11 protein-coding genes are annotated in these 15,112 nt (G+C 52.3%); 1 reads left to right on the top strand and 10 read right to left on the bottom strand.

Going from position 1 to position 15,112, the window contains the following annotated elements; genetic code table 11:
• The first annotated feature begins 212 nt into the window (after positions 1–212).
• Positions 213–1,130, top strand: a complete 918-nt coding sequence (locus AB4124_RS32090) for an ArsR/SmtB family transcription factor (protein WP_215162168.1) — start codon at positions 213–215, stop codon at positions 1,128–1,130.
• 281 nt (positions 1,131–1,411) lie between these two features.
• Here AB4124_RS32090 and AB4124_RS32085 read toward each other — a convergent pair whose 3' ends face one another.
• The 10 genes from AB4124_RS32085 to araA form a co-directional block, all read right to left on the bottom strand.
• The gene (locus AB4124_RS32085; protein WP_430181915.1) at positions 1,412–2,272 is read right to left on the bottom strand and encodes a MurR/RpiR family transcriptional regulator; all 861 of its coding nucleotides are present in this window, start codon (positions 2,270–2,272) and stop codon (positions 1,412–1,414) included.
• 94 nt (positions 2,273–2,366) lie between these two features.
• Positions 2,367–3,062: a hypothetical protein gene (locus AB4124_RS32080; protein WP_441975290.1), complete on the bottom strand. Its 696-nt coding sequence runs from the start codon at positions 3,060–3,062 to the stop codon at positions 2,367–2,369.
• Positions 3,063–3,074: 12 nt separating this feature from the next.
• Positions 3,075–5,222, bottom strand: coding sequence for a hydantoinase/oxoprolinase family protein (locus AB4124_RS32075; RefSeq protein ID WP_441975289.1), 2,148 nt, complete (start codon positions 5,220–5,222; stop codon positions 3,075–3,077).
• 61 nt (positions 5,223–5,283) lie between these two features.
• Positions 5,284–6,576, bottom strand: coding sequence for a citrate transporter (locus AB4124_RS32070; RefSeq protein WP_441975288.1), 1,293 nt, complete (start codon positions 6,574–6,576; stop codon positions 5,284–5,286).
• 45 nt (positions 6,577–6,621) lie between these two features.
• Positions 6,622–7,980, bottom strand: coding sequence for an FAD-dependent oxidoreductase (locus tag AB4124_RS32065; protein ID WP_441975287.1), 1,359 nt, complete (start codon positions 7,978–7,980; stop codon positions 6,622–6,624).
• 386 nt (positions 7,981–8,366) lie between these two features.
• Complete coding sequence (locus AB4124_RS32060) at positions 8,367–9,557, bottom strand: sn-glycerol-1-phosphate dehydrogenase (protein WP_441975286.1); 1,191 nt, start codon at positions 9,555–9,557, stop codon at positions 8,367–8,369.
• Between the two features lie 61 nt (positions 9,558–9,618).
• A complete protein-coding gene (locus AB4124_RS32055; protein WP_441975285.1) occupies positions 9,619–11,289 on the bottom strand; it encodes a ribulokinase in 1,671 nt (556 codons plus the stop codon).
• Positions 11,290–11,334: 45 nt separating this feature from the next.
• Entirely contained in the window at positions 11,335–12,024 is a 690-nt protein-coding gene (araD, locus tag AB4124_RS32050; protein ID WP_098742626.1) for an L-ribulose-5-phosphate 4-epimerase, read from the bottom strand.
• Between the two features lie 95 nt (positions 12,025–12,119).
• Positions 12,120–13,208 carry a GntR family transcriptional regulator gene (locus tag AB4124_RS32045; RefSeq protein ID WP_202618899.1) on the bottom strand — a complete coding sequence of 363 codons (1,089 nt, stop codon included), beginning with the start codon at positions 13,206–13,208 and terminating at the stop codon, positions 12,120–12,122.
• 101 nt (positions 13,209–13,309) lie between these two features.
• Positions 13,310–14,797, bottom strand: a complete 1,488-nt coding sequence (gene araA / locus AB4124_RS32040; RefSeq protein WP_441975284.1) for an L-arabinose isomerase — start codon at positions 14,795–14,797, stop codon at positions 13,310–13,312.
• Positions 14,798–15,112 lie beyond the last annotated feature (315 nt).

Below are 15,112 nucleotides of genomic sequence, written 5' to 3'. Positions count from 1 at the left end.
TATTCCTAATTATTATTTTTATAATAATTTGAAATAAAGTGATTTTGAGTATTGGAATTCTTGGTTTTCAAATGAAATTTTTGAAGAATTAGATCACATCTTTATTTAACGCACATATTGATTTATAATTGTTTAAAATAAACCTCTTTACCCCTCTGTACCTATTACCATCGTTATATAAATCCTTTAATCGGAAGAAGGTTTGAGATAAGATGATCTACATTAAAGACTTAATGAGCGGGCTTGATATCTTTAAAGCACTCAGCTCGGAAATTCGCATTCAAATTCTGGAGCTGCTGGCCAAGAACCAAAGTCTAAACTTAAACGATCTCGCGAACAGGCTGAACCTCAGCAATGGCGCTATTACCATGCATATCAAGAAATTGGAAGATAGTGGCCTGATCGAAATTAATACCACGGGCGGTAAACACGGCATTCAGAAGATCTGTTACCTGAATAAAGACACCCTGATGGTTGATCTTCGCAGCAAGGATATGGATAACTTATACGAGGTGGAAATTCAGGTTGGCCATTACAGCGATTACCAGGCAACCCCGACCTGCGGGCTTGCCACCAAGGACAGCATCATCGGAGATTTTGACGATCCGCGCTATTTCGCCGATCCGGAGCGGATCAACTCGGAGATCATCTGGCTTACCGAAGGATTCCTGGAATACCGGATCCCGAATTATTTGAAGTCCAATCAATCGTTCCGCGAGATTCAATTTTCGTTAGAGCTTGGCTCCGAGGCGCCGGGATATTGCGACAATTATCCATCGGACATTTTCTTTTACGTAAACGGGATCGAGATTGGCAGCTGGACAAGTCCGGGGGATTTCGGGGACAAACGCGGTACTTTCAACCCCGAATGGTGGCCGCCTCATTTGAACCAATACGGCATGCTGAAGCTAATCCGAATTAATAAGGAAGGCAGCTTTATCGATGGATGCCGCATCTCGGATGTCGGTCTGGACCAAATTCAGCTTGATTACAAGAGCGAGCTCACCTTCAGGATCGCCGTTAACGAACAATCTGTTAATAAACGCGGCTTAACCATTTACGGCAAGCATTTCGGCAACTATAGCCAGGACCTGTTGGCTCGCGTACTGTATGATGTGAAGGAAGGTTAGAGAGTCGAATGAAGGGTGAACAAGAATAGCTATAGTGAGTTAACATCTGCATTGGTTTGATACGTTTATCCACTAAAGTATGGAAAACAGCAGGAGCAGGGTGTCCCTGCTCCTGCTGTTTGTGCGGACATGCTGAAAGCAGGCGCGGGCTTGAACGATAAGAATATCGAATATCTGCTCGCGCTCCTCCTTTCCCACTACCACCAAAACAACAAGTCATAAGCAGCATTAAAAAACGCCCCGCCGCGCATTTGCGCGACAAGAGCGTTTTGTTTCTACAATCACAGAAAATAATTCGTTATCGATTGATCGCTTGCCAATATTCCTTCGCTGTCCAGCTTTTTCTTCAAATACTGCTTATCCGATGAAATGAAAACGCTCATAATGAGATCGACGACAAACAGAAACGTGATATGGTTGGACATAAAAGCGCTGTTATTGACCGAGATTTTATCTGGCGCAATAATATCGACCACCGCATTTTCTGTAATCGCTGATGAGTCATAACAGGTGACTGCCACGGTCTTGACCTGATTGACCTGCGCGATGTTGACGGCATCGATAATCTCCCGGGTCGAACCTGAACGCGAGAAGGCAATTACGACATCCTCAGGACCGCATTGGGAGGCCGCGATTTTCATCTCCCTGCTGTCATTGATTGCATCAGCATGAACGCCGATAATCGCGAGCCGGTTCTTCAATGCCATGGCCGCGAGGAACGAATCGAACAAGCCGATGAGGAGGATTCGGCGCGCGCCCTTCAGCAGCTTGACCACTTGATGAAGCTGATCTTCCGTAATGAGCGCCGAAGTGTTAACGATCAGTTCGTTATAGTCGAGAGCCAGCGCATCAATGACGTTAATCTCGCGTCTCTCTTTCTTCTTGGCCTGCATATCCCGGTAAAACGCATCCTGGGCGAACGCGATTTTAAAATCGTTGAATCCTTTGAAGCCCACCTTTTTGCAAAAACGGTTGATGCTTGTCTCGGACACACCGATTTCATTCGCGATAGCCGTAATGGTGTTACGGGTGATGAATTCCGGATTGTGTATAACAAAATTGGCGATCTGATTTTCACCGTATGTTAGTTTTTGAGTTTGCGATACAATTTTTGCGATAACCGCCGGAACCTGTGAAGACATGGTACCTCCTCCTGACTGCCAATGGGAAAAATGCGAATCCGGTAACTTCGCCAGTACACCCCATTATATCATATCAAGGGAAGTAATGATAAAATCAGGCCAACATCATCTTCCAATATTCCACCCGCCGGCTAAGCTCACCTGCATCCATCGCCCTCGTCTCTACAAGAAACGCGTAATCGAGCACATTCGGCAAGCAGGGCAGGCCCAGTATCGTTTTGCAGAATGCATGCGCCGCGATTTCACTGCATTTCACAATGCTTGACCTCTTCGTATACCAGCTTCCCAGCTTGAACATATCAATCGGCTCCAGCGTCTCATTCGTGAACTGCCCCGCCCGGTATTCCGTATAATGAAAAAACTCATGTGCTAAATGAAGGTCGATCAGCCGCTCCAGCTCCTGTTCCCGCACCTCGCATCCATTCCCCATCACCATCCGGTACGCCTGCCGCATATCGCGGAGCGACGAGGCATAGATGATAATCGCCGGCGGGCTCTTCGCGAAATCAATCTGCGCACGGAAGCTGACGTTGTGGAAAGTGCCGGACCGATTCGTCACTTGATACTGTAAGCCTTCCAACTGACACAGCTCCCGGATGGACTTGCCCTTATTCTTGTAGGCAGCCGCCGTCTCTCTGCCCCGTTTAAGTGACATGCTTACATAGTATGCCATTCGATCCTTCGGTATTTTGTGGAAAAGGGGGTCCTGCTCCAGCTCCGCGCACGCCAGTAACTCATCAGCCCCTTCCTCTTCCATCAATCGGTGAATAACCTCGTCCGGCTCCGGCATACCTTTCCCTCCTTATTGATAAACAACGACGATCAATTCTTCTTCCTGTGTCAGCATCTCCGTCTCGATCTCGAGAATCGACATCAACTGCTCCTTCGTCTGCATTCCGGTCAAATCGAGCATCTTCTCCCGATAAAAGACAAATACCTTCGGGATCGTCGCGTTTGCATCGGAGTAGATCGTATTGTCATCCAAAAAATCTTGTAATCGGTCCCCGAACTGAGCCTTGGTCAGCTTCGTGAAGTGGACGTTCCCCTTCTTGAACCGAACGACGCCTTCCCGATCGAGCACGCTCACATAGGTCGTTTTCTTCTTGATCAGTCCGAAAAATGATTTCTTCGTCTCCTCGCAGGCGAATAGGCTCCATCGGCCGCACTGGGACGCCAGCATCATGCTGGCCGCCGGTTGATCGACTGAGCTAGCGGCTATGGCGGCCATCTCCTCGACAGACAGCGCTTGCTGACCCAGATCTTTGGAGCGAAGCTCTGTCGAGCCGGTAGCGACTGCCCGCAAAATATTTTTCTGGCTATCAATCTCGATCGTTACCTCGACCGTATCCTCACTGGCGCCGGATTTGACGATGCGCTCGACGATCTCGGACCGAATGCGCTTGATATCCTCTTCCGTCGGATTCACGACGGTTCTCTCCAACTGCTCCTTCACCATCGCAAGGGCGACGCCTATGGTCGATACATAAGGCGCGTTATTCGCGATCTGGAAGCGGAACTGCTCCCGCTCCGCCATCGCCGGAACGAGCACGGCCCCGCTGCCTCCGCCGCCGACCAACGTCACAAACGAGCGATCCAGCTCATAGTCTTCGATCATCTCATTGACGGTCTTCATCGTCTTATCAATCGCGATATTCATAACCTGTCTGGCGGCCTCCTCGATGCTCAGGCCTACATGGTCGGCAAGGGCTTCCCATGCCCGCACGGCCGCTTCCTTGTTCCCTCGCGCGTAATCGCCCTCCGGAATATAGCCGAGAATGTTGGCCGCGCCGGCCAGTGTATAGGAGAATTCCTTGCCGGTCTCACTCTCCAAAATAATATATTCGGCCGGATCCCCTTCCCGCGGGCTGACGAACTTGACCTTCGGATTAACGATCTGCTCCGCCCCGGCGAACGCCTCGTATTCCTTGCCCGCAATATGTGCGCTTCGCGGGCCGACATCGATGATGTTCCCGTTCGCCACCTTAATCATGCTTCCGCCGGCAATGCCAAGCGTCCGGACATCCAAGGACTGCAAATAAGTCCGGTGGCCGCCGACTTGGGCATTCTTGATCATGACCTTCCCGTTTTTGATGACGGAAATATCGACGCTTGTGCCGCCGACCTCGAAAAAAATGCCATCCGACACCTTTTCATACATCAGCACACCGGCAACACCGGCGGCAAGTCCCGACAGCATCGTCAATATCGGACGTTTGCGCACCTCGTCGATACTCATAACGCCGCCGTCGCAGCGCATAATCATGAGCTGGGATTGAATATTCGCATGTTTGACGGATTTCTCCGTCATGTTCGCCGTTTCCATCATTTTCGGAATGAGAGATGCATTCACGACCGCCGTTCTTGTCCGTGTCTTGAGTCCATACAACTGGGAAATTTCATGCCCGCCGGTAGCATACATGCCTTTGCGGCTCGCTATCTCAACGACACGAAGCTCATTGGCCGGATCATCAACGCTGTACGCCTCGGAAGCGACGATCACTTCCGCCCCCTGCCGCGCTAGTTCGTCAATCGCCGCTTCGATATCCTCATCCCGCAAATTTTTGGAATCAAGGTACGTGTGGTACGTCTTCAAATATTTGCCCGGCGCCAGCTCAATGTCCCCGGGATTCGACTCCGAGCGTGCGCTCATGCCGTCAAGTCCGGAACCCATGCCGATAATGCCGACACGGGCCACATCCCCCTCCAGCAAGGCGTTCGTCGCTTGCGTCGTCCCGTGGGCGATAAAGGTCACATCGTCCGGAGCAATGCCCTCGCTCTCCAAAATCCGCTTCAATATTTGTACAATCCCTTTCGCCACGCCATCTTCGTCATGATGTGTCGTCGGAATTTTCATCTTCCCAATAACCTCGTACGTCTCATTGTCAATGACGGCCGCATCCGTGAAGGTGCCTCCGACATCAATCCCGACCCTTACTTTTCTTCTCTCCATCGTTCTCCTCCTGCAACAACGGGCAGACACTCGCAAGTCTCCGCCCGGATTCTATCTGCTTCTAAAAGACCATGAATGAACCCAACACCATCGAAATCAGCACCGCAACCATCATCCAAGGAAGTGTCTTTTTCAAAATATCGTTAATGTCGCTCTTCGTAAAATCCGCGACCCACACATTATGCGAGTTGGTCGGGTCGGATACGGCCTGCACATTGCTGACGACGCGCAGCGCCAGCATCGCCGCGACCGGGGTCATACCCGCCGTGACGAACAGAGCAGCAATGCCGCTGCCGAGTCCCCATACGTTCAGCGGACCACGATAGATGGCGAGCGGAGATAGCAACGTGAAGAACAGAATGTACATCAACGGGTTGGTCGGCAGTACAGCTTCAATCAACGGGCTGATCAGTGCCGACACCTGTGGCGCCATAACGGAATTCAACAAAATGCCGATGCCGATCATGAGCGCCATCGCACCGGCAACGTCCTGAATCCCTTCCACCAGCGCACTGGACAGGACATGAATCGGCCGCTTCGGCCAGGTCAGCAGTATCGTAACCAATGCGCCGATGACCACCGCCGGGACAATGTCGAGCTTGAATGCAAAGACGAGAATGACCGGAACTAGCGGGCTAATGAGGGCAAAGGCAGGCACCTTTTTGCCTTCTCCGCCGGAAGGTGTCGGCATCGCCCACGCTTTGCGGCCTTTGCCGTCCCGCCGGATGTAGAAAATAATCATCCCGAGCGACACAAGAATGAGCGGCAGCGCGGCGACCAGCGTATAATCCGCAATCGTCTGAACCGAGAGGCCCAGCACATCGACATAAACGGCCCAGTTGGAGACGTTGAACAGCGCGCCGACGCCAACGGCGGAAATAACGACAATCGATGCGACAAACTGGGAGATGCCCGCCGTCAGCATAATCGGAATGACGATCGTACCGACCAGGATGACCATGCCCAGTCCACCGGCCGCCGAGAAAATAATGGATGCGGTTGCGAAAAACAGAACCGCAATCAGCATCGGCTTGTCGCCAGCGAGTTCGGCCGCTTTTCGAATAATCGACTTGGTAATGCCGACTTTATTCAAAATTTGTCCGAACCAGGCCCCGAACACTAATCCCGCGATGGCGCCCGATAACCTCATCGAGCCGGATGACAGAATCGTCTTGGCAATCGTGGTCGTCTCGGGATCGTTCGACATCCACGGCACGCCGGCAATGACGGCAAACAGAATCGCCATCAAGGGCAGTGCCAGAATGGTCGGAAGCTTCCGGGTCATCATTAACCCGACAAACACAAGAAAAACTAGTAAAATGCCGATGGCTTGAACCCACATGAAAGATGTCACGTTAATTCTCCTCTCGAATCAAGTTCTCAATAGGCTTATCTTCATCTATATTTCTAAATAAGCGCCCTGTGCTTTCAGCACGGACTGCACTTCCTTGATATCCACATCCCGGACGCGAATGCCTTTCTTCGCGGCCAACGCGGATGCTACCCCGCCGGCATGGCCGATCGCCCCCGTCGTCGGTGTCGTCCGCATCGCTGCCTGCGCTTCGAAGGTGGCCGAAATGCATCGGCCGATGACGATCAGGTTCTGCACAGAATCCGTGACCATACAGGAGTAAGGAATGCTGTACATACCGCCCCATTCCAGCTTCTGATGCTTCGTACCTTCGCCGTCCGGACTATGGATATCGATCGGGTAGCCAGAATGCGCGATCGTATCTTCGAACAGCCGCTGTTCCAGTAAATCATCGGCCGTCAGCGTGTACACGCCCTTAATCTGGCGGGATCCCCGAATGCCAATATTCGGGCCGGTCGATTCCACGACCGCATGCTCAAAGCCCGGAATATACTTACGCATGAACAGCTCTAACTCGCGGCACTGCTTCCGCCCTTCCATCTCCGCCTTGCTCAGACTGAACGCATCCGTCGGATCATGACCGAGGATCCGGGTTGTATTCAGTATGACCTCGCCCGGGTTGTTGGTCTCGAAGAATAGCACATTCTCTCGCGGAATCGAGATCTCGCCCCTCTCCTTCGCCAGTTTAAACAGACTGTCGAACCCGCCTACCGACAAGCGAGGCGCCTTCTCGATGATGGACGTGTCGCCCTGATACAGTGGAAAGTCTTCCGGGTGGGCGTGAATATACTGTTTTACCTTCGGAATATCGACGTTGTACATCTTCATCTTCAACGTCATGGGCTGCATGGCCCCGTCGGATTCCCTGCCCTTAGTGAACTCGGCTCCCGCCCCGACGGACAAATCACCGTCTCCCGTCCCGTCGATGAACACGGAGGCCTCGATGTCGCTTAGACCGGACTTGTTGCATACCGTAATGCCGACGATTCGCCCGTCCTCGGTCTTCACGCCAGCCAGCATCGTATGATACAGAATCTCCCCTCCGTTCTCGGTGACCATCAGCTCCAGCTCATGCTTCATCGCTTCGGCATCGAACGGGGTAACCGAATACGTAAAGCCAACCGTATCGAAAATATGCCCCGGCGACTTGCCCTGCTTCTTCAGCCGTTCAATCAGCTGATCTGTAAACCCTTGAATGGCAAGCTTCTCTCCCGCATGGAATGTCATCATCGGCCCTACCCCATTCGCAGTAAGTGTCCCGCCAAGAAACCCATGGGACTCTACGATCAGCGTCTTCACCCCTAAACTCGATGCCGCAACGGCTGCCATTGCTCCCGATATGCCGCCGCCCATGACCACCACATCATACTTCAGCCTGTTTCCCATATCATCCTCGCTCCTTCTGATTTAGTGATGTATGATTTGCTGCTTTATCCATAGCCTATCAAACAAAAAGTTAAATGTAAATGCTTACAAGAAAATAATTTTCTATATATCCGTAAATTATGTTTATTATTTTCCAAGTGTTCTGAATCCATCTTTTTAAGCATATGAACTAAAAAATCACCGAAGCCTGCTCCGGCGATCTGCTCCGCGCGTCCAAAATAATATACTGAATTTCAAAACACAAAAAAGGGACTTTCCATCATCGAAAGTCCCTTTCTTCTTTGACAAAACATAATCTCTACTATAAAGATGCGAATAGCAAAACCAGAATCGATCACTGTGCAATCTTTAGTTCGCATCTTGCAATCCGCTTAAAATAACTCTCCTTATGACCTTACCTCAACCTTTTCCTCGTTCAGCGCCCTCAAAATGGTATGCCGGTCGCGCAGATTGTGCGCCTCCCGCAGGCTCTCCCGGAACAGCTCGTCATCGATGCCAAGCTCCTGCAGTGTGGAAGGACCTCCGGCTTGCCGCAGCAGATCGGCAATTTTCTCCTTCGAAGGGACCTTGCGCAGCCACTCCCGAACCTGCTCTCCATATGTCTCCCAATGCGTAGGCTTGGCATTAGGGTACACTCCCTTATCGGCCGCGTCGTGATATAGGCTCGATATTTCGCTGCAGGCCACCCCCACTTTGGCACCATGCAGCAGGGCCCGGTTGCCGCGGCCCAAGTACTCCATCTCCCAGTAATGCGAGAGATGATGTTCCGCCCCGGAGGCAGGGTGGGACTGACCGAACAGCAGCATCGCGATCCCCGACTCGATCAAAGCCGTCATCAGAATGCGGATGCCTTCGTCCGTGCGCTGGCCGATCGCTTCCACATGCTGAATGCAAGCTTGAAGCGCCCTCTCCGTAATGGCTGCCACTTGATCATCATAGGGCTCACCGGCCGTGGTCGAAGAGAATTTCCAATCCAACAGCGATGTGTATTTGCCGAGCATATCACCAAAACCTGCCGCTACCAGCGGCTGCGGTGCCTTCACTAGAATGTCCGGATCGGCGAATATCGCGATCGGAGCCGTGGCCGCAAAGGTTTGTTTGACTCCCCGGACCACGATCGGCGCGCCCGCCGAAGTAAAGCCGTCAACCGAAGGTGCCGTAGGTACCGAGATGAACGGCTTGCCGCTCCGATGACTCACAAAGCGCGTAATGTCATGAATGGTCCCGGATCCCACAGCGATCAGGCATCCTGTCCCTTCAGGCTCCACTTCGATAAACAGCTGCATCAAGGAGCGTTCATCCGCCACAACGTCGCCTTGCTCATCCGGCTCAATCAGACACAGCCGAGTCTTTTGGCCAGCTGCTTCCAAGCTCTCCACCAGCTTTTTCCCCGCTGCTTCATACGTATTCGCATCTGCGACAACGATCGGTGAACCAAGGTCCTGCCGTTTAAGATACGAAGGCACGTCATGCATAGCGCCGGGCTCAAGCACCATGGTTTCTAGTCCGCGGAACGCGGGCTGTAGCTCCCTAATCCGGTTCATTAAACCTTTTGCATCGTTCAAGTAATCCGTCACGTTCGTTCCTCTCCTTCATCCCATCCTGTCGTGTCTATACAAGCTTCTGGTCAGCCAGGGCCTACTCAGCCGTTTGCTTAATCCGCTTCAGCCGCTTCATCACGTTGTTTTCGCCCCGGCCGAAATAGTCATGCAGCTTGCTGTACTCCTGATACAGCTGTTCATACACTTCCACATGCTCCGGAATCGGTTTGAAGGTCTCTTCCTTCACCCGTGCCATCTTCTTGGCGGCATCGATAATCGAATCATACCCGCCTTGCGCCTGACCCGCTGCGACTGCGGCAAACATAGCGGCGCCAAGCGCCGGCGTCTGTTTGGAATCAGCCACCATGATTTCGCGATTGGTGACATCCGCATAAATCTGCATCAAGAGACGGTTCTTTTGCGGCAGTCCGCCGCATGCATACAGGACATCCACGGCGACACCGTTCTCATGAAAAGCGTCCACGATTTTGCGCGTGCCGAATGCGGTCGCCTCAAGCAAGGTGCGGTAGATTTCCTGCGGCTTTGTCAACAGCGTCATCCCTAACATCAGCCCGGTCAGATCCGTATCCACCAGCACGGAACGATTGCCGTTCCACCAATCCAGTGCAAGCAGACCGGTTTGACCCGGCTTGTGTGCAGCCGCTTCCCGCTCAAGCCATTGGTGCACGCCGATCCCTTCCTCGGACGCAGCTTCTTTTACATACGCAGGAAGCGCTTCCTCGACGTACCATTCAAAAATATCGCCTACTGCCGATTGCCCGGCTTCATAACCGTATAATCCGGGAATGATGCCGTCCTCGACGACACCGCACATGCCTTCAACCTGCTTCTCTTCGGTACCGAGCAGCATGTGGCAGATCGATGTGCCCATCGCCATCACCAGCTTGCCCGGTGTGACAACACCGACCGCAGGCACCGCGGCATGAGCATCAACGTTACCGACGGCCACGGCAATCCCTGGAGTTAAGCCCATCATCACCGCCATCTTCTCAGTCAGACCGCCTGCGCTGCTCCCAAGGGGGCGGACCTCTCCGCGCAGCTTCGTATCGGCCAGATCCTCCAACCGGGGATCCAGCGCCTTAAAATATTCCTTGCTTGGATATCCGTCTTGCTTATGCCATATCGCCTTGTAGCCAGCCGTACAGCTGTTGCGGACAATCTGGCCTGTCATTTGGGAAACGACCCAATCGGTAGCTTCCAAGAATCTATCCGTACGTTCATAGATCGCCGGTGCCTCGTCAAGAATTTGCCAGACCTTTGCAATCATCCATTCGGAAGAAATCTTCCCGCCATAACGGGGCAAAAAGGCTTCTCCGCGCTCGGCGGCAATCGCGTTGATCTTGTCCGCTTCCGGCTGGGCGGCATGATGCTTCCACAGCTTAACCCAGCTGTGCGGCTGGTCGGCCAGCTCCGGTTGGAAGCAGAGCGGCTCCCCAAGCTCGTCAACGGGCAGCATGGTGCAAGCCGTAAAATCAATGCCGATGCCAATCACATCCGCCGGATCAATCCCGGATTGCTGGATGACGGCAGGCACGGATACCTTTAGAACCTCCAGATAATCGCCCGGATGCTGAAGCGCCCAGTCGTGCTCCAGCTTCTTCCCTGAAACCGGTAAAAACTCATCGATGACATGATGCCGGTAAGGCGTAACATGATCCGCTACTTCCTGCCCGTCAGCCAGATTAACCAACACCGCACGCCCGGACTGCGTTCCGTAATCGACACCAATGGTGTATTTATTCCCCATCTCATTTCCTCCTACAGATGAAATCATGAATGATGAATACAAGCATTACTTTTGACCGTAATAGGCATTAACTCCATGCTTCCGTAAAAAATGGCGATCCAGCAGCGTCTGATCCATCGGTTCGGTTTCCGGATTAATCTGCTGCATCCGGGCTGCAATCTTGGCGCACTCCTCCAACACTACCGCATTATGAACCGCGTTATGCGCATCCTTGCCCCACACGAATGGCGCATGCGAATGGACAAGCACGCCAGGCACCATGTTCGGATCCAGGTCTGCGAATCGCTCAACAATGACGTTGCCCGTCTCCAACTCGTAGGCCCCCTCGATTTCTTCGCGGGTCATGGGCCGCGTAACCGGAATTTCCCCATAAAAATAGTCGGCGTGCGTTGTTCCGTAAGCAGGAAGCGCGCGTCCGGCTTGAGCCCAACTCGTTCCCCATGGAGAGTGGGTATGCACAATTCCGCCGATCTCTTTAAAGTTCTGATAGAGGACCAGATGTGTCGGGGTATCGGAGGATGGTCGCAAATCGCCTTCAACGACATTTCCCTTCAAATCCAGCACGACCATGTCGTCCGCTCTTAAATCCTCGTAAGGCACGCCGCTTGGCTTAATGACAAACAGTCCCCGTTCACGGTCGATACCGCTTACATTTCCCCATGTAAAGGTAACGAGTCCGTGCATCGGAAGCTCCAGATTCGCCTCCAGCACCTGCTGCTTTAAATCCTCCAACATGAACAACCGCTCCTCTCTATATTTCAAAAATGTAGTTGTACGTACAAGTTGACAAACAAGGGTCCGAAACTTCGGACCTTTCACTCCCATATCCTCTATCGTTTCTTCACCGATTCTCTCTCCACCAGCTCCGGTTGAAATACCGTATCCTCTATAACGCTATGATGCTCAATCATGCTAATTAATTGTCTGGCCGCCATAATCCCCATCTCTGTCTTCGGGTGGGTCATCGTTGTCAGTTTCACGCCGGAAGCTTCGGCTAGCGTTGAATCATCGAACCCGACCAGGGACACATCCTGCGGGATTTGCAGCTTGCATTGTCCGGCAGCCTCTGCTAAAGACACAGCCAGCTCGTCGTTATAACATACAAACCCCGTCGGTCGCAGCTCATCCGGCTGCTTCAGCAACTGGACGGCCTGATCATACGGAAAACTTCCCTTCTGTTCCGTTGTATACGTAACCACCCGCTCCGGCGAAACGGGAATTCCCGCCTCGCGATGCGCACGTAAGAAGCCTTTCAGCCGGTTCACACCCTGAAGATCGTCCCGTTTGAAGAATCCGGCGATCGCCTGATGTCCGTTCTCGATCAAATGACGTGTAGCCTTGTAACCGCCAAGCTCATCATCAAGCTTCAGACAAGGACATTCCAACTCCCGATACTTCTCATTGATCATCAAAAACGGGATTCCCTTCTCCTGCAGGGATAGGAAATACGTCAGATTCGGGTTGCCCTCCGCACTCTTGGTCGGCTCGATAATCAGCCCGCTAAGCGGCTGACTGGTCATGAGCTGAAGACTCTCCATCTCTTTCTCCTTGTTGTTATCGGTACTGGAGAGCAGCAGGCGGTATCCCTTGCTGCGCAGCTCCGCCTCCGCTCCCCGAACGATATGCGGGAAAATATAATCCGAGATATAGGTTGTTATGATGCCAATCGTCTTAACCTGCTTGCTCTCCCGCCGCTCGGGATTTCTAGCGAACGTCCCTTTGCCCTGAATCCGTTCCAGCCAGCCTTCCTTCTCCAGCTCGCCGAAGGTTTGGCGGACCGTCTGGCGGCTTACGCCGAACTGGTCGGCAATTTCATGCTCCGAAGGAACTTGTTTGCCCGCTTGAAGCCGGCCGGATTCAAACCAGGAGAGAAGTTCGTTTTTTAATACAATATATTTGGGTATCCGTCTATTATTCATCATTCACCTCTAGCCTCACGCACTCATTATGTTAGGATCACCTGCAATCCTAAGTTATCTCGCTATTGTAACACAGGCCAGGGGAATGCTGACAGAACCAGTTACCGCAGGCGGTATGCGGCTTCACTCCAGCGGAGCTCGTTCTTGAAGCGCGGTATCGTTGTATCCTTATCAATAATGACCGCTTCAATGCCGACCATCTCCGCCCAATCGCTCAAATGCTCAGCCGTCATGGCATAAGAGAGAACGGTGTGATGCGCTCCACCGGCCAATATCCACGCTTCCGCAGATTCGCGGAGCGATGGCTGCGGTTTCCACAGCACACGGGCCACCGGCAGTTTCGGCATAGGCTGCTCCACCTTGACGCCATCCACGACATTCACCAGCAGTCTGAAGCGGTGACCCAGATCGATCAGGGAAGCATTGACCGCCGGGCCGTCTTGGCCGTTAAACACGAGTCGCGCGGGATCTCCCTTGCCTCCGATCCCGAGCGGATGAACTTCCAGCGTCGGTTTATCCAGTGCAATGGTCGGACATACCTCCAGCATGTGCGATCCAAGAATCATATGATTCCCTTGCTCGAAGTGATAGGTGTAGTCCTCCATGAAAGAAGTGCTTTTATTGCCCGCAAGCACCTTCAATACACGCGTCAGGGCAGCTGTTTTCCAATCCCCTTCCCCGCCGAAGCCGTAACCCGACTCCATCAGACGCTGTACGGCGAGTCCCGGAAGCTGCTTCATTCCATGCAGATCCTCAAAGGTCGTCGTGAATGCGCCAAAGCCGCCCTCTTCCAGGAAACGACGAAGCGCAATCTCGATCCGGGCTTGATACGCAATCGAATCGCGCACGGGACCGTCGCTAAGCCCTTCCTTGGTTATGGAATACAACTCCGCATATTCGTTCAGGAGCGCCTTAACCTCTTCATCGCCGACTTCATTCATGGACTGCACAAGATCGCCGATGCCATAACCGTTCACGGACCAGCCAAGCTTGATTTGGGCTTCTACTTTATCCCCTTCGGTTACCGCCACTTGGCGCATATTATCGCCGAAGCGGGCCACTTTCAGCCTGCGGCTTTCGGCATAGGCCGCAGCGGTCCTCATCCAGCCGGCAATGCTGCCTCGAACCTCCCCGTCTTCCCAATGGCCCACAACCACCTTGCGAGCAATGCCGAGACGGGCACCAATATGACCATACTCGCGATCACCGTGCGCGGATTGGTTCAAATTCATAAAATCCATATCAATCGTTTCCCAAGGGATATCCCGGTTGAATTGGGTATGGAAATGAAGAAGCGGCTTCTGCAATTGGGATAGACCCGCGATCCACATTTTGGCCGGGGAGAAGGTGTGCATCCAGGTCATGATACCTGCGCAGGACTCATCATTGTTGGCCTCAAGAATCAGGTTGTATATTTCATCGGGTGTCGTTACGATCGGCTTGAACACAATGGGATAGGAAAATACAGGATCTTTATCAAACTCCGTTGCCACGATGCGGGAATGCTCAGCTACCTGCTCCAGCGTTTCGGGGCCATACAAGTGCTGGCTTCCGGTGACGAACCAAAAAGAATACGGTTTCAAATTCATAATTATAACGCCTCCTGTATGAATGCTTGCTTGCCATCTTGTACATACCTATAAACAAAAAATATAGATCACATTATAAATGTACGTACAAGTTGAATCACTCACATTCTACCCCCGCATCTCAAAAATAGCAAGATCAAAATAAAAAAAGCCTGGAAAACCAGGCTCAGGCTGTCGAGAAAGTCTCGACAGCTATTTTTTGTGTATTTAATTCAACACGACACCGCGTTAATATTGTATAATATTTGTAAATAAACCGTTCGGAAGGGTGTTAAATATGTTGCGTTCTAACCGAGAAAAACAGCAGGCTTACGA

It is taken from the genome of Paenibacillus sp. 2KB_20 (assembly GCF_052115765.1).
GTDB lineage: Bacteria > Bacillota > Bacilli > Paenibacillales > Paenibacillaceae > Paenibacillus_AQ.
The sequence above is the reverse complement of the archived record's forward strand: the minus strand, read 5'-3'. Positions and strand labels throughout refer to the sequence as shown.